This is a genomic window from Eggerthella sinensis, from assembly GCF_003339815.1.
In the GTDB taxonomy this organism is placed as follows: domain Bacteria; phylum Actinomycetota; class Coriobacteriia; order Coriobacteriales; family Eggerthellaceae; genus Eggerthella; species Eggerthella sinensis.
On sequence record NZ_PPTT01000011.1, the window covers coordinates 82550 to 105527 of the forward strand.

22 protein-coding genes are annotated in these 22978 nt (G+C 63.5%); 14 read left to right on the plus strand and 8 right to left on the minus strand.

The genetic code is table 11. The features are described from left to right. Positions 1–17: 17 nt before the first annotated feature. From C1876_RS07840 to C1876_RS07850, 3 genes are all read right to left on the minus strand, one after another. Entirely contained in the window at positions 18–635 is a 618-nt protein-coding gene (locus C1876_RS07840; RefSeq protein ID WP_114546167.1) for a hypothetical protein, read from the minus strand. A gap of 68 nt (positions 636–703) precedes the next feature. Then, positions 704–1780: a molybdopterin-dependent oxidoreductase gene (locus C1876_RS07845; protein WP_114546168.1), complete on the minus strand. Its 1077-nt coding sequence runs from the start codon at positions 1778–1780 to the stop codon at positions 704–706. An 18-nt stretch (positions 1781–1798) separates the two neighbouring features. Beyond that, positions 1799–3616 (minus strand): molybdopterin-dependent oxidoreductase, encoded by a 1818-nt coding sequence (locus C1876_RS07850; RefSeq protein WP_114546199.1) that lies wholly within the window; start codon positions 3614–3616, stop codon positions 1799–1801. 324 nt (positions 3617–3940) lie between these two features. Here C1876_RS07850 and C1876_RS07855 point away from each other — a divergent pair, with 324 nt between their 5' ends. Then, positions 3941–5518, plus strand: a complete 1578-nt coding sequence (locus C1876_RS07855) for a helix-turn-helix transcriptional regulator (protein WP_114546169.1) — start codon at positions 3941–3943, stop codon at positions 5516–5518. 48 nt (positions 5519–5566) lie between these two features. Here the strand turns inward: C1876_RS07855 and C1876_RS07860 are convergent, their stop codons facing one another. After that, on the minus strand, positions 5567–6664 hold the full coding sequence (locus tag C1876_RS07860; RefSeq protein ID WP_114546170.1) for a hypothetical protein: 1098 nt from the start codon (positions 6662–6664) through the stop codon (positions 5567–5569). 204 nt (positions 6665–6868) lie between these two features. Between C1876_RS07860 and C1876_RS07865 the strand changes: the two genes are divergently transcribed. From C1876_RS07865 to C1876_RS07885, 5 genes are read left to right on the plus strand one after another with little or no spacing between them, the layout of a single operon-like run. Then, positions 6869–7171: a hypothetical protein gene (locus tag C1876_RS07865; RefSeq protein ID WP_114546171.1), complete on the plus strand. Its 303-nt coding sequence runs from the start codon at positions 6869–6871 to the stop codon at positions 7169–7171. After that, positions 7168–7992, plus strand: a complete 825-nt coding sequence (locus C1876_RS07870; RefSeq protein WP_114546172.1) for an ABC transporter substrate-binding protein — start codon at positions 7168–7170, stop codon at positions 7990–7992. Before C1876_RS07865 ends, C1876_RS07870 begins: the two co-directional genes overlap by 4 nt. A gap of 33 nt (positions 7993–8025) precedes the next feature. Beyond that, entirely contained in the window at positions 8026–9159 is a 1134-nt protein-coding gene (locus C1876_RS07875; RefSeq protein ID WP_148044498.1) for a FecCD family ABC transporter permease, read from the plus strand. Next, entirely contained in the window at positions 9159–9962 is an 804-nt protein-coding gene (locus C1876_RS07880) for an ABC transporter ATP-binding protein (protein WP_114546174.1), read from the plus strand. Before C1876_RS07875 ends, C1876_RS07880 begins: the two co-directional genes overlap by 1 nt. An 18-nt stretch (positions 9963–9980) precedes the next feature. Next, positions 9981–11048: a radical SAM protein gene (locus C1876_RS07885; RefSeq protein ID WP_114546175.1), complete on the plus strand. Its 1068-nt coding sequence runs from the start codon at positions 9981–9983 to the stop codon at positions 11046–11048. 59 nt (positions 11049–11107) lie between these two features. On the opposite strand, the gene C1876_RS07890 is transcribed toward C1876_RS07885, so the two are convergent. Beyond that, on the minus strand, positions 11108–12718 hold the full coding sequence (locus C1876_RS07890; protein ID WP_114546176.1) for an FAD-dependent oxidoreductase: 1611 nt from the start codon (positions 12716–12718) through the stop codon (positions 11108–11110). Positions 12719–12934: 216 nt separating this feature from the next. Here C1876_RS07890 and C1876_RS07895 point away from each other — a divergent pair, with 216 nt between their 5' ends. Further along, complete coding sequence (locus C1876_RS07895; protein ID WP_158544649.1) at positions 12935–13825, plus strand: LysR family transcriptional regulator; 891 nt, start codon at positions 12935–12937, stop codon at positions 13823–13825. Here the strand turns inward: C1876_RS07895 and C1876_RS07900 are convergent. Both C1876_RS07900 and C1876_RS17495 read right to left on the minus strand, forming a co-directional pair. Continuing rightward, positions 13822–14103: a ribbon-helix-helix domain-containing protein gene (locus tag C1876_RS07900; protein WP_114546178.1), complete on the minus strand. Its 282-nt coding sequence runs from the start codon at positions 14101–14103 to the stop codon at positions 13822–13824. The two genes, C1876_RS07895 and C1876_RS07900, sit on opposite strands and share 4 nt — an antisense overlap. A gap of 10 nt (positions 14104–14113) precedes the next feature. Then, a complete protein-coding gene (locus C1876_RS17495) occupies positions 14114–14377 on the minus strand; it encodes a hypothetical protein (RefSeq protein ID WP_148044499.1) in 264 nt (87 codons plus the stop codon). Between the two features lie 405 nt (positions 14378–14782). Here C1876_RS17495 and C1876_RS07905 point away from each other — a divergent pair, with 405 nt between their 5' ends. The 4 genes from C1876_RS07905 (at position 14783) to C1876_RS07920 (ending at position 19698) form a co-directional block, all read left to right on the plus strand. Then, on the plus strand, positions 14783–15877 hold the full coding sequence (locus C1876_RS07905; protein ID WP_114546179.1) for a site-2 protease family protein: 1095 nt from the start codon (positions 14783–14785) through the stop codon (positions 15875–15877). A 111-nt stretch (positions 15878–15988) separates the two neighbouring features. Beyond that, positions 15989–17056: a flavodoxin-dependent (E)-4-hydroxy-3-methylbut-2-enyl-diphosphate synthase gene (ispG, locus tag C1876_RS07910; RefSeq protein WP_114546180.1), complete on the plus strand. Its 1068-nt coding sequence runs from the start codon at positions 15989–15991 to the stop codon at positions 17054–17056. Next, positions 17053–18810, plus strand: a complete 1758-nt coding sequence (locus tag C1876_RS07915; RefSeq protein WP_114546181.1) for a proline--tRNA ligase — start codon at positions 17053–17055, stop codon at positions 18808–18810. Before ispG ends, C1876_RS07915 begins: the two co-directional genes overlap by 4 nt. Positions 18811–19029: 219 nt before the next feature. Further along, positions 19030–19698: an HAD family hydrolase gene (locus tag C1876_RS07920; RefSeq protein ID WP_114546182.1), complete on the plus strand. Its 669-nt coding sequence runs from the start codon at positions 19030–19032 to the stop codon at positions 19696–19698. A gap of 48 nt (positions 19699–19746) precedes the next feature. Here the strand turns inward: C1876_RS07920 and C1876_RS07925 are convergent, their stop codons facing one another. Then, positions 19747–20655: a LysR family transcriptional regulator gene (locus tag C1876_RS07925; protein ID WP_114546183.1), complete on the minus strand. Its 909-nt coding sequence runs from the start codon at positions 20653–20655 to the stop codon at positions 19747–19749. Positions 20656–20911: 256 nt separating this feature from the next. On the opposite strand from C1876_RS07925, the gene C1876_RS07930 reads away from it, so the two are divergent. The 3 genes from C1876_RS07930 to C1876_RS07940 all read left to right on the plus strand — a co-directional run bounded on the left by C1876_RS07930 (position 20912) and on the right by C1876_RS07940 (position 22974). Then, a complete protein-coding gene (locus tag C1876_RS07930) occupies positions 20912–21958 on the plus strand; it encodes a DMT family transporter (protein WP_114546184.1) in 1047 nt (348 codons plus the stop codon). 235 nt (positions 21959–22193) lie between these two features. Further along, complete coding sequence (locus C1876_RS07935) at positions 22194–22394, plus strand: hypothetical protein (protein ID WP_114546200.1); 201 nt, start codon at positions 22194–22196, stop codon at positions 22392–22394. Positions 22395–22590: 196 nt separating this feature from the next. Further along, on the plus strand, positions 22591–22974 hold the full coding sequence (locus C1876_RS07940) for a phasin family protein (RefSeq protein WP_114546185.1): 384 nt from the start codon (positions 22591–22593) through the stop codon (positions 22972–22974). Positions 22975–22978: the final 4 nt, after the last annotated feature.

Genomic DNA, 22978 nt, shown 5'->3' on the forward strand with positions numbered 1-22978 from the left:
AAAGGGGCGCCTGCCGCCTACTGCTCGGCCGCGTTCAGCAGCTCCTCGTGATCGTCGGGCAGCGTTGCGCGGGAAAGCTCGCCGCCTTGCTCGTCGACGACGACGGTTTCGCATGCGCCCAGGTCGGCAGCGCTGCGGTAGACATAGGCCGCAGCGGCGGCGGCCTTCGCGTCGAGGGCGAGGTTTGCACCGGTTTCAGTGGCGTAGACCTCCGCGGGCATCGTGAGCGTGATGACGGCGAAGTCGCCGTCGGCTTCCAGAGTGGCTCCGCAGGCGGCGGCTTCGCTCGACAGCTCTTCGACGATGTCGAGCACTTCGTCATGCATGCCGGACACGAATGCGGCGGCGTACGCTTCGGTCATGGTGACGGCGAAGCAGTCGCCCGAGCGTTCGGCGCTCGTGCAGCCGGCGTTCAGCAGCACCTCGATCACGTCTTCGTCGCTCGTGTTGTTGAAGTACCAGTCGGGCAGCAGCAGGGTCCGGCCCTCGACGGTGTCTTCGGACGCTTCGAGGCTTGCGGCCTCGGCCGGGGTCGAATCGCGTTCTGCGGTGCAGCCTGCGCAGGCGAGCGCCGCGAGGCCGCATGCGGCGGCAAGCGCGAAGGCTCCGAGCGTTCTGCAAGCGTGTTGGTGCATGGGATCGTCCCTTCGATTGGCGGCCGCCCGAGGCAGGGGGAGGGGTGTGCCTCGGGCGGGATGCGGTTCTATTTGATGCTGAAGTCGAGCGAGGCGGTGAGCGGGGAGACCACCCCGTCGGCCGTCTTGGCGCGAGCGATCATCTGATATTCGCCCGCCTCTTCGAACGAGGTGGTGAAGCTCCAGTTCACCCACTTGTCGGCTGTGGCGCCTTCCGTCTCGCAGGATGTCCAGGTCGAGCCCCCGTCGAAGGAGAACTCCACGGCCACGACGGGGCTTCCCAGGTCGTCGGCCACGCCTTCGAAGGTGATATGGTCGCCTGCCGCGAAGGCGCATCCGTCGGCATTGTTCGTGATATTGATCTTGTTGCGGTAACAGGGGTCCACCTGCTGCACGTCGGGCTCGGCATCCTCGTGGGTCAGCTGGATTTCCACGATATTGCGCGTGAAGTAGTTCGCCACGGTTTCGGGCATCCACAGCTGCAGCGAGGAATCCGTCTCGGAACGCAGCTCCTGCCCATTCACCTGGTATACCAACAGCGCATTCTTGTCGAGCGCGTACCGCAGGGGCAGCGGTTGGCCGAATCCGTCGGCGCCGTAAGCCGTCACGGTGTTCACGCCGTCTTCGAGGTCGGCCATCTCCACGACCGACGCGAGCGGCACGCCGACGACGTACGCCTGTCCCAGAGGGGAGCCGGTCATGCAGGAGCAGCCCATGAGCACGCCCTGTTCGTCGTCCAGATCCGCCACGTTCACGCTGAACGATTTGGTCATATGGCCCGAGACGTTCACGTAGAAGTTCGCCACGCCTTGGCCTTCGTCCACCAGTTCGGGAGCCGGTTTCGAGCACATGGACAGCACGGCCGTGCCGAACATGTTGAACAGCTCGTCGTTGGGCGTCGTGCCAAGTTGATTGAACGAGAACGTGCCGTCCACGTTGGCCACTTTGGTGTAATCGTCGCTCAGGGCGTCGTTCCAAGCGGCCGCGATGGCGTATTCGCCCGCTTCGTGCACGGTGCCGGTAGGCTCGGTGCTTTCGTCGGCCTGCGCGACGTTCGGCTGCAGGTTCGCGAGGGCTGCGCCCGCGCCGGAGAACAAGAGCATCGATCCCGCTACGCTCGACAGTACTTTTTGAGAAGTCTTCATGCGATTCGCTCCTTTCCTTTACGCGGCGGTATCGCTTGCGTTATCAACTTTGACCAGGCCCTTCGTTTCATACACCACCGTATCTTCAACGGCGGGCATCTCGTCTTTGGCGTTCACCATGACGGTGTGCGTCTGGTAGCTCACGCTTCCTTCGACGGTGGCCGCGCGCACGGTGATCGTGTAAGCGCCGTGCTCGGGCGGCGTCCACGTGAGGTTCCACCACACCACCTTGTTCACGTCGGAGCCGTCAACTTCGTACTTCGTCCAGGTCTCGCCGTTATCGAACGAGAACTCCAGGTAGTCGATCTCCTCGTTGTAGGCATCGGCGTAGCCGTGGAAGGTGTAGGGCTTGCCGGTCTCGATGACGAGGCCTTCGGGAACGTCGAGAATCGTGGCGTTGGGACGGTTCACGATGACGCCTTCTTCGTTGAACCAACCGTTCGGGCTGCCGTCATGATGGTCGAACAGGTATTGAGAATCGGTGAAATCGGGGCAGTCGCTCGACACTACGTAGCGGTCGACTTGCTTGGAGCACACCTGCGCGTCCACGCCTTCAACCCAGTTCGTGCACGGATAGCCCTGCTTGGCGCCCAGGTATTCGTCGTCCATCTTGTACACGAGCAACGCTTCGTCGTCGTTGAGCTTGTCCATGGAGAACGAGCGCTTCGAGGTGCCGTCGGCGCGCATGACGCGCACGCCGTTGGAGTCGTCGGTGTAACCGCCGGCTTTCTCCACGAGCCAGCTGACGGGGATGCCCGTGATGTTGGCGTTCGAGATACCGCCGCCGCCCACCATGTTCCAGTTGCATACCAGCTTGGAATTCTTGGTGACCACGACGCCGTCTTTCTCGGCTTCTTCAACGAGGTCCTTCAGCAGCGCGGTGTACGGCTGGCTCACGTTGCCTTCGATGGTGATTTCCCACGAGTCGAACAGGCTCTGCGGAAGATCGAGGCCTTCGATCTCGGAACCGTGGCGCATCTGGCAGTAGTAGCCGTGCATCCATTCGAACGAGAACACGTCGGACTGGACGGTCTCCTGCTCGAAGGAGAACGAGGTGTCGGTCAGGTCGTCGGCTGCAACATCGACGATGCCCCAGAGGTGGTTGTACTTCACGAGGTCCCACATCTCCATGCCCTTGCCGTTCTCGGTGGCGTTGTGGCAGCTCATGCAATCGCCGTCGTAGGTGTCCTCGAACGCGGCCTTGTTGCGCGACCCCATGTGCACGCTGTGCATGAGGGTGCCGAAGTCCTGCACGTTCGTGATGTAGCCGGGAGCGTAACGGTGGCAATCGATGCATTCTTGCACGGTCATCTGATTGTTCAACTCGTCGTTCCACACGGTGGGGTGCTCGAACGGCATGCTCTTGATCATGGTCGAAAGATCCACGTGGCACGAGCCGCAGCCCTTGTTGTCGGCGTCGAGCCAATAGGTGTTGAACGAGTTCGTCTCGGCCTGCGTCTGCCACGTACCGGCCTCGATCTGGTACTCGGTGGGGGTGCGCTGCACCATGCGCCCATCGGGCAACGTGCGAATCTCGGGTGCGTACTCCACTGCGATATCGGCCCACTTGTCGTAGAGCCTATCGATGTAGTCTTTGCCGGGGAACGCTTCGGCGTCGATGTTGTCGTACGTGGTGGTTCCTTCTTCGCCTGCGATGACGGCCTCTTGCTCGTCGGTGTAGGCTCGCTGTTCCGTCGCGGCGGGCGATTGCGCGTCCGTCGCCCCCGCATTCTGGTTGCTGTCGCTTGTCGTGCCCTGCGGCGCGCATCCCGCTGCGGCGAACAGCCCGCATGCCAGACACATGCCCAGACCGATCAATTTGTGCTTGGTAGACATCATCCTCTCCTCTCGTCAGTCTCCTTGTCTTGCCTGTGGGCGATACCTGCGGAGACGGTAGCCCGGCCGCTTCCGCAGGATGCACCGACGAGTATGGTAGGAAACCGAAGGGCTTTCGCCATCGGACTTGAGGCCGATATTGGGAGTGCGCGCGGCTGTGCGAAAAAATCGACCAAAATGGCCGATGGAAAAAACGAGGCTATGACCTGCGGATATTATTTCATCGTAACGCACGCCGACGCGAGCTCTCCTTTTTAAGGGTGTCCCAGTCAGTTTTCTTATACAATAAAAGAGCGCGGACGCGCAGGGGAAGGGTGGTGCGATATGGGCGAAGCGATGGCGAAGGGCAATCCGCTCCGACGGATCGAACCGTGCGACGTGCTGTGCGCTTTCGGCTTCGCGCTGAACCTCACCTGGTGCTCGCTCGAGGGGCATGCGTTGGGGTTCATCGACGCGGCCACAGGCATGAGCTCCTTCGCGAATCCCCGTGTGTTCTGGCTTCTCGGCATCGCTCTTGTGACCGTCGGCTTTCTGTGCGCACCTCAGTTCGTCAAAGCGAAAGATCATGTTCTGCGCTTCGTCGTCCCCGCTGCCGCAGCCGCGGGGACGGTCTGCTTCGCATCATCGTATGCGCAGTCGGCGGTTGAACCGCTGCCGATGGCTCTGCTGGGCTTGCTGCTTTCGGGTGCCGGACATTTCTGGTTCTCTTCGCGCTTCTGCCTGCTCCTCGCGCGCATGCGCCCGTTTACCGTCATCGTCTGGGTGATTGTGGGCGCGCTGCTGATCAAGACGTTGCTGCTCTCATTGAGCGCCGTTGTGCTTCCACCGATGGGGCAGGTGGTGCTTGCCGTGGCCATCCCCCTTGTCAATGCGCTCGTGTTCGAGGGGGCGCGCCGCGCGGCCGATCATCGCCGCGTGGTGCCCGACGGCGGCGATGCGGCGCGCACCGGTCGTCATGCGGTGTTCGGGCTTTCCACGTTGCCGCGGCGCATCGTGCTGATGAAAAGCGGCCAGCGCAACCTCGTTCTGCTCATCGTCATGGGCGGGCTGATGCTGGCTACCATTCGGCGTTTGAGTTTCTGGGGGCTCTGGGGCGGCGAATCGGCGTTCCCCATCAAGACGGTGTGGGGTATCTCGGAATTCCTGATCTTGGCCGTGTGTCTCGTCGTGTTCGCGTATGCGGCGTTCGTGAAAACAGCGCGCCTGTCCATGTCCATCCGCTTTCAACCTGCCACCATCGTGGTGGTGGCGGGGTTGTTCCTCATCGGCATTCAGCGGCCGGGCGACATTGCGTTCTTGAACGATGTGAAAGCCGTGGTCATCCACGTGGACGAGGCGTTCGCCTACCTTCTGTTCTGGAGCATCATGGCGCAGTCGCTTGATGCGCTCGACATGCCGCCGTTCCGCGTTCTGGGCGTCGGGGGCATGACGTTTGCGCTCACGTCGTTCGGATGGGTGATGATGTCGGGTTACGTCGGCGAAATCGACAGCGCGTTCATCGTGTTGGCCGCCTACGCCATCATCGTGGTCGCCATACTGTACACCTATCGCGAGTCGAAGCGCTACAGCAAGCTCGAAGAGGCCGAAGCCCTCCAGGCCATGCGGGTGGGCATGCGCTCTTCGGAGAGCGCCGATATTCGCCGTGCGGAAGATGGGCCAGCCGTCGGGCTTGCCGATACCATCGCCGAACGCTGCATCGCGATTTCGGAAGCGTACCATTTGACGCCGCGCGAATCGGAGGTGTTCTGCCTGCTGGCGCAAGGGCGCACCCGCGCATTCATCCAAGAGGAGCTCGTGTTGTCGGTGAGCACGGTGAAAACCCATGTCAGTCACATCTACACGAAGCTCGAGATTCGCGATCGCCAGGAGATGATGGACCTCGTCCTCGCCGAACGCGAGTGACCGGAGCGTCCGTGCGAACGTTCGATAGCGCGCTGCGCGGTCCCTTCCTTAGGCGAATAGCGGGGTTTCCAGACGCTCGAGCAGCGCGGGGATGTTCCCATAGTGGCTCTCGCTCGGCACGTAGTGCGTCGAGCGCCCGCCGCCCACTTTCAGCAGCCGTCCGTCCTTCACGAGCGAGGTGAGCGATCGCTCGACCGTGGTTTCGCTCATGAGCGGGCACGTGCGTACGATGTCCTGTTTCGCGGTGCCGTGAGAACGCTGCGTGACAATCATGCGCACCCGGTCGGTGTTGGTGGGCGGTTTGCCGTCGGTGATGAGATACACCTGGTAGAAGCGTAGGTACGCCTCGAGGATGATGTCGAGCAGGTATTCGGTGAACGCCCGGTAGTCGTTGCGTCCCGTCTCCCATGCTTTGGAGCTGGCGCGCATGGCCGATACGAGGTACGCATGCGAGTAGTTCAGCAACGACGGGATGCTGATGAAGTCCGCGATGCGATGGCTGGCCCGGTTGAGCAGGTGCAATCCGATGAGCAGGCAGACAACCTCGTTGTGCTCCTCGAAGAGGCTGAGGTTGTACAGATCGACGATGAACGACCCCAAGATGAGCAGCGGGTCCTGCTTCCCCTGATCGATGGCGTAGTGCCAGGCCTCAAGGAGGGTTTTCAGCTGGGTGCTTCGCAAGCCGGAGCGCGAAGGCTTCGGCAGCGTTTCGTACGGGCCGCCGTTGAGAAACGCCAGCGCGCGCTCGGGGCGGGCCGGGGCGTCGGTGGAGCGGGCGCCGCCGCCTGCGATGGCCTGATAGAGCGTGAAGTACCCCTCCGATGTTGATGGGAGGTCGAATCGACATGCGCTGATCGTCCGGAGCAGCTCGTCGAGCGTGGGGCATGCGACGGCGTCGTTGCCCGTATTGCCCGTCGCCTGGCCGCTTTGCGGGGGAAGCATGTCGGCGATGTTCTTGAGCGTTTGATCGTGCGCCGTTTGGCTGAGGAAGTCGAAGTGGGCTGGTTGCTGCCGCAGCAGCAACAGGAGGCGCGCTTTCAGGTCGTGGATGAACGTCGTCGCCCAGTACACCCGATGGGTGATGAGCGTCTCGGCGTTCGCGTAGTCGAAGGTTCGCGTGAGAGTGCGGGGGACGGGTGTGCCCATGTGCGCCACTTTTCCGTTGAAATGATGCAATTATCCTCGTAACAGAATATCATGGAAGGCGTGCTTGGAAAACCACTACCTTTCTCATCAGGGAATACGTCATGCTCACCTCTTTTATTCTCAAAAAGTAATAATCTCGCATGAGGATGAGACATATACTTGCAAACGGTATTGGTTTGAAAGCGGCACACAAGGAGGATGGGAATGGGAGCCATGAATCGCAGGCAGTTCGTCAAGATAGGGGCCGTGGCGGGGCTGAGCGTGTTCGCGTTCGGGGCGCTGCCCGGATGCGGGCAGAAAGAAGTCGTCGGCACGGATTCCGGTGAGAAGCAGGCGGCCAAGACCATGCGCACCGTCACCGACATGCTCGGGCGCAGCGTGGAGGTGTGCGTGCCCGAGGAGATCACCTCGTACGCCTGCAACGCTTGGGCGGAGGTGCCGTTCATGTCGATGCTCGGCGTGACCGACACGCTCACCGCCGGCTACGACATCGACATCAGAACATGAAGATTCTCTACCCGGGATGCGATCACTACACCGAGAAGCCCTTCGACAAGGAAGGCGCGGCCAACATCGAGGAGATGCTGGGGCTCGATCTCGACTTCGTGTTCCTGCGCGCCATGGATGCGAGCGACGAGCGCCTGAAGCAAATGGAGGACGCGGGCATCACCGTGCTGTGCTGCATGCCGGGCGGCATGGACGAAATCGACGAGTATCTGCTGTTCATGGGCGAGGTGTTCGGGGAAGCGACCACGAAGCGCGCCCAAGAGCTCATCGACTACCAGAACGCCTGCCTGAAAGACCTGTACGATTCGGCGGGCAAGGTGACCGAGAAACCGCGCGTGGTCATCCTGCACGGTATGGGCGAAGGGGTGTACCGCCTGCAGGGGAACACGGCCGAGGTCATCATGGTGGCGAAGGCCGCCGGCGCCGATATGTGCTACGACGATCCGCAGTACGCCGAGGTGTCGATGGAGCAGGTGCTCGCCTACGATGCCGATATCGTCATCAACTTCCGCGACAGCGTCGAGCGCGCCGCCCTCGAGGCCAACGAGGCGTTCACCTCGTCGCGCGCCTACCAATCGGGGCAGTTCTACTCGGTGCCCTACACCCTTGCGGGGCAAGCGCCCTCGTCGTTCCCCTTCACCGACGTGTGCGCCTACTACCTGATGTCGGTGCTGCAGGGCGAGGCCTACACGGGGCCGAGCGTGAAGGAGGCGCTCAAGAACAACGCGCTGAACTTCTTCGACTACGAGGCGAGCGAAGACGAGCTGACCGCCATGGAAAACGGCGACGTCATCGAGCTTACGGCAAGTCACAAGAAGTAAGCGAAGGTGCCACGTGGGGGAGAACGGGTGATCATGGGGGAGGACGCTTTGGACAACGAGGATCTTGCGACCTCGATCGAGCGGGGGGAGCGAAGAAAAACGCGGCTGTTCGCCGTCATTGCGGGCGTGCTGCTGGCGGCGTCGTTTCTGTTCTGCCTCGTGGTGGGGCGCTACACAACCGGCGTCGCCGAGACGTTCGCCGCGTTCGCGTACGGCATGGTGGACACCCTCATCGACGTGCTCGAACTGCCCACGCTCATACCGGGCGTCGCCTACGAGATTCCCAACCCCGTTCCCATCATCTGGGACACGACGAGCTATCTGGTGCTTTGGACCATCCGGCTGCCGCGCATGCTGGGCGTGGTGTTCGTGGGCGGCGGCCTGGCTATGGCGGGCGCGAGCTACCAGGGCGTGTTCCGCAACCCGCTCGTGTCGGAGTCGATTCTGGGCGTGACGGCGGGCGCGGCGTTCGGCGCGGGGCTCGGGTTCTTCTTTTACGGCGGGCAGTACCTGGTCATGGCGCTCGCGTTCGTGGGCGCGATGCTCGCCGTGGCCGCCACGTACTTTTCGAGCCGGGCGTTCAACGGCAACCCGACGCTGCTGCTCGTGCTGGCCGGCACGGTGGTGGGTTCGCTGTTCTCCGCGGGGCTCACCGTCCTGCAGTACCTCATCGGGTCGGAGGATGCGCGTTTGGGCGATATCGTGTTCTGGCTCATGGGATCGTTTTCGAAGGTCGGCGGCGCCGAGGTGGCCTATCTTGTGGTGGGCATTGCGGCGTGCGCGCTCGTGCTGAACGCGCAGCGGTGGAAGCTCAACGTGCTGTCGCTGGGCGACGAGGAGGCGAAGGCGCTCGGCGTGGATACCACGAAAACGCGTCTCGTCATCATTCTGGCCGCGACGCTGCTCACCGCCATCGCGGTGTCGGTGTGCGGAACCATCGGCTGGGTGGGCCTCGTGGTGCCGCAGATGGTGCGCATGCTCATCGGGCCCGACAACCGGCGGCTCATTCCGCTGTGCTTCTTCTTCGGCGGTACGTTCATGCTGATCATCGACTGTATTTGCCGCAGCCTCATCTCAAGCGAGATCCCCATCGGCGTGGCCACGGCCATCATCGGCGCGCCGCTGTTCCTCGTGATCCTGAGGCGCCTGAATCGCGGGTGGGCCTGATGACGAAGATAACCATCGAACACGCGACGTTCTCCTACGACGGGAAGACGGACATCTTTGCCGACCTTACGTACGAGATCGACAGCGAGCAGGTGTTCTGCATCCTCGGGCCGAACGGCATCGGGAAGTCGACGCTGCTCAAAGCCATCCTGAACCTGCATCCCCTCAAGCAGGGACGCATCCTGCTGGACGGCAAGGACATCAGGAACATCGCGCCTGCGGCGTTGGCGCGCATCGTGGCGTACATTCCGCAAACCTACCAGTTCACGTTTCCCTACAGCGTGCTCGACCTCGTGCTCATGGGGCGCACGCCGCATTTGAACCGCATGGCGAAACCCACGAGCAAGGACTATCGAACGTGCGCCGACGCGCTGGAATCGCTTGGGCTCGCCGCGCTCGCCGACCGTCCCTGCACGCAGCTATCGGGCGGGCAGCTGCAGCTTGTGATGCTGGCGCGCGCCATCGCACAGGAGGCCGCGTATATCGTGCTTGACGAGCCCACCTCGCACCTCGATTTCGGCAAGCAGATGCAGACGCTCGAGGTGATCGAGGACATGCGCGAGCGCGGCATGGGCGTGATCATGACGACGCACTACCCCGACCACGCGTTTCTGGTGTGCGACACGGTGGCCATCATGCAGCGCGGGCGGTTCGTGGCCATCGGCAGCCCGGACGAGGTGGTGACGGAGGAGAATCTGCGCGATATCTACGGCGTGGACATACAGATTGCCGATTTCGATTGCGGCGGTTTCAGCCGCAAGGTGTGCGTACCGGTTGGCAGGAGCCGCCCGGACGCGCTTTGACGAGGAAGAGGGTTGCATATGTGGGCGAGGATTCCCCGAGACGGGACGTTTTACCGGGGGCTGGGGAAGCTGTCGGTGGGGTACTGGGGCAAGCCGTGCGAGTGCGCATGCATGCATTGCAAGGGGCGGGGAGGCGGCGGAGCCGGTGAGAAGCGGCCGCCCGACAACCCGCGCAAGCTCGTGTCGTACGATGACGCCGTGCGGGTGGCGCGCCGTTTCGACGAGTGGCGCCGCGCGAAGGGCTACGACATGGTCATGTCGTTTGCCGGGGGCGACACGCCCGACTATCCGGGCGTGTTCGATGAGATGCGCTTCGCCTATCAGCTGTACGGGCGCAACGGATTCGCCTGCAACGGCATGCGCATGCGCACCGAAGACGAGCTTGACGAGTTTTTCAGGGAGGCGAAGGACGCGGGCACGCGCATCGTGTTCACCACCTTTTACGGCACGCGCGCGTTCCATGACGAGTTCGCGCGCCGTCGGGGCGACTTCGACCTGATGGTGAACACGGCGAAGGCCGTCGCGCGCCACGGCATGCGCAACTACCACACCACGTTTCTGTCGAAGAGCACCACGCCCTACCTCGAAGAGCTCATCGCGTTTTTGGAGGAGTTGCCGGGAGAGCGGCGCATCGAATGCCGTCCCATCCTCAACAAGACCGAGGTGCTCACCGACGAATGCGAGCGCTACACGCGCGCGGAGTACGAAGCGCTGCCGGAACATCTGCGGAAGAGGAACCACTACCGGATGGACACGCGCGCCGCGTGGCGCGATTACGTGGCGGCGGGACGATTCGAGGAGAACACGTTCGACTTCGACCATCTCGACACCATGATCGACGTGGGCGACATGGATCTCGACGAGTTCTACGCGCATTCGGTGGAGGAGTACCTCGACGGCGTGATCGAGGCGGAAGTGGAGAAGCGTCGCAGCACCCCGTCGATGATGGCGCTCGCGGAGGAGTACGCCGCGTATCGCACCGACAGCGAGCTGCTGTTCACCCTGTTCGACATGCAGATGGAGTGGAAGTACCTCTGGAGGCAAACCCATCCCGGCATCATACCCCACTACGCCATGGTGAACTGACCGGAGCGCCCGTGGGGCGCTCCGGTCATAGAGGGGGGGAAGGATGGTTGAGCGGTCGGCTAGCGTTCTGCGGCGCTTTCGCCTGCGACGTAGGCGTGCGTTGCCGCGAGGCCGTTCGATCCGCCGTGCAGCAGCGATTCGTAGCTGCCGCCGAAGCGGTAGCCCACGGTGTTGCCGCCGGCGTACAGGCCGGGGATGGGGTCCCAATTGGCGTCGAGCACCTGCAGCTTGTCGTTGCAGCGGACGCCGGACAGCGTGCAGTAGAACAGGTAGGTCATCTTCCAGGCTTGGTAGGGGCCGTCGTCGATGGGGTCGAGATAGCGCGGCGCCTTCGCGTAGTCGGTGTCCTCGCCCTTCTCGCACAACTCGTTGTAGCGCTTGACCGTTGTCGCAAGCGTGTCGGGATCGACGTCGATGAGCTTCGCCAGCTCCTCGATGGAGTCGGCTTCGTAGTGCTCGGTCTGCTCGATTTTGAACATCTCGGCCGCAGCTTCGCGGTCGTACCCGAACGACGAGGGCATCTCGAAATCGTTCGATGGGATGATCTGCCACACGTAGTTGCCGTGACCCGGCTGGTCGGCCACGATGTGGGCCGACGTCAGCAGCGAGGTGCACTCGTTCATGAACCGCTCGCCCTTCGTGTTCACCAGCAGGTACGGGAACGAGCGCCATGCGGTGGTCTGCCATGCGGCGTATCCGCAGATCTCCTCCATCTCGGCGCCGGCCCAGCACAGCATCTGATGGCCCCTACCGTCGTCCATGTTCGTGTCGGTGACGGGGTCGTCGCCCATGTACGCCTGGTAGGCGTTGTTCTGCAGCGCCCATTCGGCGAAGTGCGTGGTGTAGAACTTCCTCATCATCGCCTCGTTGGAACCGAACGAGCCGGTGCACATGACAACGCCCTTCGCAGCGTGGTAGTGCACGTGCTCGCCGTCGGCGTTCGTGGCGATGACGCCGGTGACCGCGCCGTTTTCATCCTGCACGAGCACCTCGGCGCAGGTGTCGTAGAACGTCTGCACGCCCTCGTCCTCGAGGTAGGTGTGGATGTTGTGCGTGAAGTCGGTGAGGATGTCGGTTTCCGAGAACGCGACGCCCGTGCTGATGTAGGACGTGATTTCCTGGCTGGGATCGGGGAAGATGCCCTCGAGGCTGAGCGGCTGGTAGTACTGCCCGTACGGCTCGAGGAAGTCTTCCTTCAGGCTGTCGAGCAGTTCGCCCGAGCGCTCGCACCACAGCGTGTTCAGCCGCATGTCGGAACGGTACTGCGTGAGGTTGAACATGTCGTTGGCGGTTTCGACCGTGCTGTATTTCGGCAGGCCGGCGTCGAGCTGCGTCTTCGAGTTGAAGAACGAGATGGTCATGCCGCCGATGTGAGGGCAGCTGTTGCGCTCGAGCACGGTGACCTTTGCGCCGTTCTTGAGCGCGCCGTAGGCGGCCATCGATCCGGCAAGCGCCGAGCCCACGACGAGCACGTCGGTCTCTTCGGTGCGCACGCAGTCGTCCACGGTGAGCGCGGGGGCGGTGCCTAGCCAGTCGCCTTCGGCAGCGGCGTCGGCCGTCTTCGCGTTGGCGCTGCTTGCGGTCGGCGCGCAGCCGGCGAGCCCCGCCATGCCCGCAAGGGCCGCTCCCGCTGCGCCTAAGGTGACGAACTTACGGCGTGAAATGTCCATGATGTCCTCCTTGGTTGTTCGCGTATGCCTCCCGCTGCGCGCCGTTCCCTTCGACGGAGCGCCTGTGGCAATCGGGGGCACTACCCATTATTCGGCGTGGGGCCGCGGGGCGAAATAAACGCTCTGTTGGCTCTCGTCAACAAATTGAGGGGATGCCGCTTGCCCACGGGAAGCGTCTTCGCTACTATGCGAGGAAAAGGCGGAGGGGAGACGTCGGTGGATTCCAAAGTGTTCGGGTACGTCGTCGCGCTTGCGGATACGGGCAGTTACGCCCGTGCGGCAAAGCAGCTCTACATCACGCCGCAGGGGCTTTCGAGCGCCATCAAGCGGCTCGAGTCGACGATGGGCGTTCCGCTGTTCAAGGGCGATCACGACGGCACCGTGCTCACGCCGTACGGCCGCATCTTCTACCAATTCGCCCTCACGTTCGAGAGCGGCTACGATGCCGCGATGGACGAGATCGAGAAGCTTCGCCGTCAGGAATCGAAAACCATGCTGCTGTCCGTTTCCACCGGCTTGTTCAACGTCGTGTCGCGCGAGACGCTGCTGCAATTCAACGAAACGGCGAACACGGGCGCGCGCATCGAGATTCTGCGCACCATGGTCGATTACGACTGCGAAAGCTATCTGCTGGACAAAGCTTGCGACTTCGCCCTGCTCAACAACCCCGTTGATCACCATGCGCTGCTCTCGGTCCCCCTCCATAAGGACACGATGTTTCTCTGGGTGTCGACTGCATCGCCGTTGGCGCGCAAGAAGACGGTGCGCTGCGCCGACCTGGCCGGCATGCACCTTGTGTGCCTCACGCCGAGCGAATACGTGGCCTCGCGCAACTACGTGGCGAAGCTGGCCGAGCCGTCCATCGGCTGCACCCTGTATCCGGTGGACGAGATGATCGAGGTGCTCGAGCTGGCCATGAAACGCGGTATCGCCGCCGTCACGGTGCGCTCGCACGTGAGCGCGTTCCCGAACGAGGGCTACGTGGGCATCCCCATCGAAGACTTAACCTGGGGGTTCTCGATCGCCTACCGCCAGGATCGCCGCTTGAGCTCCTGCGACGAAGACTTCCTCGCCTTCATCAGCGCCCACGCTGCGTTTTACTGCTAGAAACGCGGTTGATCTGCATCTCTGAGATGCTGTTCCACTGCTGCGCGCAGGAATGCGGACTTGCTTTCGCCGCGACGTTTCGCCGCTTCGTCGATAGCGGCAATGCGCGATTTAGGAAGGCGAAACGATATGGTTTCCAGCTCTTCGTCATAGAGCTTCGGCCGCCCCATGGTCACGCTTCCTAGCGTGCCGTGCCAGGTGCCCTTTTCATACTCCTGGGCCATGTCGTCGAGCACCTTATCGGTGAGCACGGTTCCGTTCTTCGTAACGTATTCCATACGATCCTCCTTACGCAAAGCCGAGTTCTCGAAGCGTCTTCTTCGAGGGCGGGGTCATGGCGTGGTATATAAGCCATGTGTTGCCGGCAAGTCTCACCGCCACCATCTCGATGAGCCTTCCTTTGCCGTCTTGTCCGACGGCCACGTAGGTGTCGAGAGGACTGTCAATTCTCGGTGCCGAGTGAAGGCAGTTGTACCAGGCGTGTTGCACATCGCGGTCTTCAAGTTCCCGATGGCGTTCTCGAACTCGCTTATGAACGATGATCTCGTACACGTAGGATTCTCCTACTTTTGTATTGCAAAATTGTATTGCAAAAGTCTGATAAAGGCAATAGCTCCCGGGTGAGATAGGGGAGGGATGTTCAGTTGTCATGGTGCGGGCCCGCTTGTTTTATTGTACAGGGTTGATCTAGCGCTTCGATGGCGTGCGTCCAGCGTAACGCCGTCTGGTTCTAGCGTGTTTGCGACGTCGGTGCTACGCGCATTGCACGTGGTTTGCGTGCCGATCCGACGCGGAGCTTACGTGCGACGCGTCGGCTTCCAGCGCGTTTCCAGCGCACGATTCGCCCGGTGTGGATTTTCCGCACATCGGTTCGTGCGGGGGTTGGTGCGTGCGCGCTTCTCCTTATAATGGGGGCACGCAAGAAGCATTCCTCGCAACCGAAAGGGAACCGAGTTTATGGATATCGTTCTCATGATCGTGTACGCCACGCTCATTCTGGGCTTCCTCGTGTTCATCCACGAGGGCGGACACTACCTGGCGGCCCGCGCCTTCGGCGTGCGCGTCACCGAGTTCATGTTGGGGCTTCCGGGGCCCAGCATCGGCTTCACGAAGTGGGGCACGAAGTTCGGCGTGACGCCCTTCCTGTTGGGCGGCTACGCGAAGGTGTGCGGCATGGAGCCGGGCGAGATGAGCCCGCACCTCGAGCCGGTGCTCGCCGCCCTCTACCGTCGCGGCACGGCGAACATGGAAGACATCGCTGCCGACTGCGGTATCACCGACGACGAGGCTTACGAGGCCCTCGACGAGTTGACGGAGTGGGGCAGCATCGTGGGCCCGACGAAGAAAGACCAGTACAACACGTATCGCGCTCCCGTCGTGAAGCCGAGCAGAAAGCAGGCCGACGCGGGCATGCGCCCCTACGAGCTTGGCGGGGCGCGCCCGGTGCACGATGCGCACGCGCTGTTCGAGAGCGAGTACAAGCAGCAGTACCGCAGCCTGCCGTTCTGGAAGCGCTCAGTCATCCTCGTGGCCGGCGTGGCCGTGAACCTGCTGTTCGCCGTGCTGCTGTTCGTGATTTTGTTCTCCCTCATTGGCGTCGACGTGCAGACGGCGGCGGGCGACATCCGGCACATCAATCTTAATCCGCTTCAAGCCATTCAGATGGGATTCATGTACATTGGCATGGTGGTGCAGCTCATCGCGGGGCTGTTCAACCCGTCGACGGCGGGCGAGGTCGTGCAGAGCACGTCGTCGGTTATCGGGATCGCCGCGATGTCCAAACAAGCGGTTGACATGGGCCTTGCGAGCATCATCTCGTTCGTCGCATCCATCTCCGTTTCCCTTGGCATCATGAACCTTTTGCCTATCCCGCCGCTCGACGGCGGTCGCTTCGTCATCGAGGTCTTCCAGAAGATCTCGCGCAAGATGGTGTCCCTGAAAGCACTCAACTACCTGAGTGCTGCTGGCATGGTGCTGTTCCTCTGCTTCTTCCTCTTTATGGCGAACCAAGACATCCAGCGGATACTCTCGGGCGTGGGATTCGGCGGCTAAGCGCCCATCCGCGGAAACCCGGTGCAGATGCGCCCGTTCGCTTCCATTACGGGGTAGAATATTCTCCGTGCGCTTCGGCGCAGGAACACGAGACCCAAGAACGGAGGCCCGATGGCACCGCATGCCAAACCGAATGAGGCAACCTGCCAGGTGATGGTGGGCTCCGTGCCGCTCGGCGGCGGCGCGCCCGTCGTCGTGCAGTCCATGCTGAACGCCCCGGCAACCGACGTTGCGGCCAATCTCGCGCAGATCGAGGCGCTCGCGCAGGCGGGCTGCGAGATCGTGCGCATGGCCATCCCGCATCGGCGCAACCTCGACGTGTTCGAGGCCGTGTGCAAGCAGTCGCCGCTGCCGGTGGTTGCCGACATCCACTTCGACGCGGGCATTGCCATCGAAGCCGCGAAGCGCGGCGCGGCGAAGCTGCGCATCAACCCCGGCAACATCGGGGGGCTTGCCAAAACCGACGCCGTGCTCGACGCGGCGGGCGAGGCCGGCATCCCCATCCGCATCGGCGTGAACGCGGGCTCGCTCGACAGCGAGCTTGCGGCGCGCGACGACCTCATCCTGCCCGAAAAGCTGGCGCGCTCGGCCGCGCAATACGCGCGTTACTGCGAGGAGCGCGGCTTCCGCGACCTCGTGGTCAGCGCGAAGGCCCACGACGTCATGACCACGGTGCGCACGTACCGGCTGCTCAGCCAACAGCTGCCGCACGTGCCGCTGCACATCGGCGTTACCGAGGCTGGCACCACGTTCCAAGGCGTCATCAAAAGCGCCTGTGGCCTGGGTATTCTGCTCGAAGAGGGCATCGGCGACACGCTGCGCATCTCGCTCACGGACGAGCCGGTGCAGGAAATCCGCGCCTGTTGGACGCTGCTGGCATCCCTCGACCTGCGCCGCCGCGCCCCCGAGCTCATCAGCTGCCCCACGTGCGGGCGCTGCCAGGTGGACCTCATCGGGCTCGCGCGCGAGGTGGAGGAGCGCATCGCGCACCTCGACAAGCCGCTCAAGGTGGCCGTCATGGGGTGCGTGGTGAACGGTCCGGGCGAAGCCGCCGACGCCGACATCGGCGTGGCGTGCGGGGTTGGCTCGGGCGTGGTGTTTTCACATGGGAACGTCGTCCGCAAGGTGGAAGAGAGTGCCATCGTGGACGCTTTGATGGAGGAGATAGGAAAGCTATGACGAACGCGAACATCATGCGCATGAGCAACATCTACGCGCCCACGCTCAAGGAAGATCCCGCAGACGCGGAAATCGCCAGCCACAAGCTGCTGCTGCGCGCGGGTTTCATCCGCAAGGCGGCGTCGGGCGTGTACACGTTCCTGCCGCTCGGCAAGCGCGTGCTTGCCAAGGTGGAGAACATCGTGCGCGAGGAAATGGACGGCATCGGCACGCAGGAAATCATGATGCCGGCGCTGCAGCCCGGCGAGCTGTGGCACGAGAGCGGCCGCTGGGACGACTACGGCCCCGAGCTCATGCGCCTCGTCGACCGTCACGATCGCGAGTTCTGCCTCGGGCCCACCCACGAGGAGCTCATCACGGCCCTCGTGCGCAACGAGCTGCGCTCGTACAAAGAACTGCCGCTCGCGCTCTACCAGATCCAGGTGAAGTTCCGCGACGAGATCCGCCCGCGCTTCGGTCTTTTGCGCAGCCGCGAGTTCATCATGAAGGACGCGTACAGCTTCCATGCCGACCAGGAGTCGCTGCAGAAAACGTACGACGAGATGAGCGAAGCCTACGGCCGCATCTGCGATCGCATGGGCATGGACTACCGTCCCGTCGAGGCTGACCCCGGCCAAATCGGCGGCAACGTGACCTGCGAGTTCATGGCGCTCGCCGATGCGGGCGAAGCTGAGCTCGTACACTGCATGTGCGGCTACGCCGCCAACACCGAAGCCGGCGACTGCCTGGCGCGCCCCACGGTGTACGACGTGCCCGCCATGGAGAAGATCGCCACGCCCGACGTGCACACCATCGCCGAGCTGGCCGCGTTCCTCGACATCCCCGAGTCGTCCACGGTGAAGGCGCTGTCCGGCAAGAACGACGAGGGCAAGCTCGTCGTCATGTTCATCCCCGGCGATCACGAGCTCAACGAGCTCAAGGCGGCCCGCGTGGCCGGCGGCTTCACGCTGCTCACCGACGAGGATATGGAAGCCTTCGGCCTGCACAAGGGCTCGATGGGCCCGGTCGGCCTGCCCGAAAACGCCTACGTCATCGGCGCGCGCAGCCTGCAGGCGGTGCCGAAGTGGGTCGTGGGCGCGAACGAGGACGGCTACCACTACGTGGGCGCCAAGCTGGGCGAAGACTTCCAGGTGGACGAATGGGCCGACCTCTGCATCGTGCAGCCGGGCGACAGCTGCCCCGAGTGCGGCTTGCCGCTCGAGGGCGCACGCGGCATCGAGGTGTCGCAGGTGTTCCAGCTGGGCGACAAGTACTCGAAGGCCATGGGCGCCACGTTCATGGCGGAAGACGGCTCCGAGCAGCCCTTCCTCATGGGCTGCTACGGCGTGGGCATCTCCCGCACCATGGCCGCCATCGTGGAGCAGCACAACGACGAGAACGGCATCGCCTGGCCGCTGTCGGTGGCGCCGGCGCACGTGTGCGTCATCCCGCTGACGGTGGGCGACGACGAGGTGGAGCCCGCCGCCGAGAAGCTGGCGAACGACCTGGCGAAACTGGGGCTCGAAGTGGTCATCGACGACCGCAAGGAGCGCGCGGGCGTGAAGTTCGCCGACGCGGACCTCATCGGCTGGCCGCTGCAGGTCATCGTGGGCAAGCGCGGCTTGGCCGAGCAGAAGGTCGAGATCAAGCGCCGCAGCACGGGCGCCCGTCGCGACTTCCCGCTGTCCGCCCTGGCCGAAGCCATCGCCTTCTCCCAGCGCAACGCCAAAGTCTGGGGCTCCGAACTCAGCCTCTTCGGCGGGCTGTTCGAATAGCGTTCCGGCGGCTTGCCAGCCGCCGAAACAAGCCGATGCTGCGACGCGCCCTGGCACCCAACCTCGTGGCGAGGTCGAGGACTCGCGTACCGAAGTACGCTTCGCCCTCGCCCTCCCCGCGATCTCGGGCACCAGGGCGCCTCTCGCTGACGTACTGCGCCAACCTGCGAGTTCTTGTTCGCGCTTCGCGCGAATCGCATAACGGAAATGAAGGATGGTATGGCATCACACGATATGCAAGCGGTTCTCTTCGACCTCGATGGGACGCTGCTCGACACGCATGATTTGCTGCTCACCACGTTTCGCTACACGGCGCGCACGGTGCTGCACGAAACGCTGCCCGATGAGGTGCTCATGGCGAAGGTGGGCCAGCCGCTCAACACGCAGATGTGGGACTTCACGGACGACCCGTCCGTGCACGAGGAGCTGTGCCGCGTGTATCGCGAGTACAACGCCCAGATTCACGACGACATGATCAAGCTGTTCGCCGGCACGGTTCCCATGCTCGAGCGCCTCAAGGAGGCGGGCTATCCGCTCGCGGTGGTCACGTCGAAGCGCCACGAGGTGGCCATGCGCGGCATCGACCGCTTCGATCTGGGTCAATACTTCGACTTCCTCGTGGGCTCCGACGACTGGCCGGAGCACAAGCCGCACCCGGGCCCGGTGGCGCACGGCTGCGATCGCCTCGGCTTCGACGCGCGCACCTGCCTGTACGTGGGCGACAGCCCGTTCGACATGCAGGCCGGCAACGGCGCGGGCTGCGCCACCGCCGCGGCGCTGTGGGGCATGTTCCCGCAGGCCGTGCTCGAAGCCGAGCACCCGACGTTCGTCTGCGCCGACGGCACCGAAATCCCCGGCCTCCTCGAAGCCGCCGCCGCGATCGCCTAAGTACCCGCGAACGAGTGTTTCACGTGAAACACTCGTTCGTTTTTCGGCCTACCGCCCGCCGTCCTCCGCCGCCTCGTCTCCGTACGTGTCGGCTATCCATTGCTGTGTCACGTCCAAAAACGCGCGCGTGGCAACCGACGCCGTTTCCATCGAGCGCAGCGCGATGGCTATCTCGCGGCTCGTTTCCACTTCCGGCTGCTTGATGGCCAGGGGAAACGGCGCGTCGCGCAGGATGAGGTCGGGCAGCACGCTGAACCCGAGCCCCGCGCTCACCATGCTCATCACGGCGTAGTCGCTGTCAATGGTGAAGCGCACGTCGGGCTCCACGTCGTTGTTGCGAAACAGCGTCTCCATCTCCGACGACGTGCCGCTCTTCAGCCGGATGTAGGGTCCCTCCGCAAGCGCCTCGCGCGGCACGAACGGCGCGTCGGCCAGGGGATGGTCGGGCGGCAGCACCACGAGCAGCGGGTCCTTGCGCAGCGGGATGGCGAACAGGTCGTGCTTGATGGGGTAGACGAAGAACCCGCAGTCGGCATCGCCGCGCCACACGGCCGCTTCCAGCTCGTCCTCGTCGTCGACGCAGATGAGCTGCAAGTCGATGCCGGGGTGCTGCTCCAGGAAGCGCTTGGCGATGCCGGGGAACCATTGGATGGCGGTGCTCGTGAACGCCGCCACGCGCACGACGCCGCTTTCGAGGTGCTTGAGCTCGGCCAGCCGCATTTCCAGCTGGCGCTCGCTGTTGCACACGTTCTGCACCCAAGGCAGCAGGTCGGCGCCGTCCGTGGTGAGGTGCGCGCCGCCGTAATCGCGCACGAACAGGGGCACGTCGAGCTCGCGCTCGAGCGTGCTCACCAGGTAGCTGATGCCGGCCTGCGTGTAGCCCAAATCGTGCGCTGCCTGCTTGAAGCTGCCCGTCTCGGCCACTTTCAGGAACGCATCGTACTTTTGGTTGCCCATAGCTGGCTCCTTCCGCACCCCACAGGATCTTCATAACCATCGAGTATGCAGATGCACAATTTTGGATTTTACAAACATCGACGTGGGAAAACAAGAATCTTTTGAAATCTTAAAAAGAAATTCTCATTTTACTTTTACCGAGCGAAACCATACCATATCCACCGCAACCCAAGAACAGAGTTCAGAAGCCTCGCGCAGGCGAGGTCTGGAAGTAGTGCGCTGTCAGCGCCTCTGTACACCCGAAAGGAGGCACCCCATGGAAAGCATCGCAAACAAGCGTTGGCCGTATGTCGCGTGCGTCGTGCTGCAAACGGTCATCTTCGGCTCGGGCAACGCCATCACGAAAATGGCGTACGAGAGCATCACGCCCATGTGGTGCCTCGCCATTCGATTCGGCCTGGCCACGCTCGTGTTCGCCGCGTTCTTCGGCCCGCGCATCGTGCGGCAGCTGCGGGGTGCGCGCATCGGCGCCTGGCTGCCCGCCGCGCTGTGCATGGCCGTCGCGTACCTCACCTGCAACGTGGCGCTCGACCTGACCACCGCCACGAACGTCGGCTTCCTCGTGGCGCTGCCCGTGGTGTTCGCGCCGCTGCTGTCGTCGGTGCTCAACCGCCGCCGCTACCCGTTGGCGTTCCTGCCGTTTCAGGCGGCCGTCGTCGCGGGGCTCTACCTGCTGTGCAACAACGGGGGAGCGGCCACGTTCGGCTGGGGCGAAGTGCTGGCCCTGCTGTCCTCCGTGGCGCTGGCCGGCGCGCTCGTGTTCGGCGAGAAGGGCCTCGAGCAGCTTGACGCCACCACGGTGGCCGGCACGCAAATCGGCGCTTCGTTCGTGGTGGCCCTCATGTGCGCCGTCGCGTTCGAGCCGCCCGTGAACATCATGGCCGTGCAGCCCATGGCGTGGGGCACCATCGCTTTCCTCGCGCTGCTCAGCACGTGCCTCACCTTCATGCTGCAGAACGTGTCGCTGACGAAGCTCCCGTCGTCCACCGTATCGCTGCTGCTCACGGGCGAGCCGGTGTTCACCGCGGCCTTCTCGTTCGCGCTGCTCGGCGAGACGCTGTCGGCGGCGGGCCTGCTGGGAGCGGGCATCATCGTGGCGGCCGTCGTGGCGGCCACCTGGGTCGAAGGCCGCCAAGCGGCTCCTGCCGCCGTGCCGGCGATGCAGGCGGAAGGCGCCTTCGCGTTGGAGGAAGGATGGTTCGAGGGTGCGGAGTTCGGCGCGTCTTCGCCCGTCACGGGCGTGGACCTGCCCCACCTCGTGCCTCCCGAACGTCGTTCGTTCGCGCAGGAGCGCGCGGCGTAGCGGGTTTCTTCCGCAGCTCCACTCATATCTCGCATGACAAGCGGCGAGCGGACTTCCTCCGCTCGCCGCTTCGTTTCTGCCGCTCAAGTGCGCAGGGTGCCGAGAAATCTCCTTTCGTCTGGTCACCTTGCCCCGATTGGTGGTTGCTCGGGGCGCATGCGCTCCCCCTCCTCTATAGTACAAGGGTATCACTGCCTTGACAGCCGATCGCTATATGGGAGGAGCGTGCGTGTTCATGGCATCGAAACCCTTGTCCAGTGACGAAGCGAACGATCTGATGAAGCAGCTTGGCATTTCCGAGACGTCTTCGCGTTCGAAGGAACGAGCTTCCAAGAAAGCGGGCACGTCGAACGAAACGAGCGTTGCGAGCTTGCTGAGCGAGCTCTACCGCTCCGACATCGGCCGCCGGCCGCCTCATCTGTCCCATCATTCGTAAGTCCGGGTACTCCGCCGCCGCCCCGCTCAGGGGCGGCGGACAAACGGGAGGCGAAGAAGCGAAGATGCGGCAACCTTCCCTTGACGGCTGCGCTCCCTCGCGCCGCGAGCATTGCCCTTTTCCCCGATTTGGTGCATCATGGATTGCGGAGGCTGTCCGTGCAGCGGACGGCGAATCGCAAGCATAGGAGGCTCATATGGCTAACCTCAGCGACGGATTCAAAGACATCTTCCTGGCGGGCATCGGCGCGATGGCCATCACCGGCGAAAAGACCAAGGAACTGGTCGACCAGCTCATCTCCAAGGGCGAGCTCACGGTGGACCAGGGCAAGCAGATCAACACCGAACTGAAGCACAAGGCCGAAGACGTGGCGCAAAACGTGCGCTACGACGTGCTCGAGGCGCGCATGGCCGTCATGACGCCCGAGGAGCGCGCGGCGTTCGCCGCAAAGGCTGCCGAAATCGCCGAGCAGGCGAACGCGAAGGCCGAGGCTCCCGAAGCGGAAGTGGGCGATGCGTCCCCGGTGGCCGTCGACGACGAGGCTGCTCCGGCGGCCGCGCCGCAGACGCCCGGCGCCTAGCGCC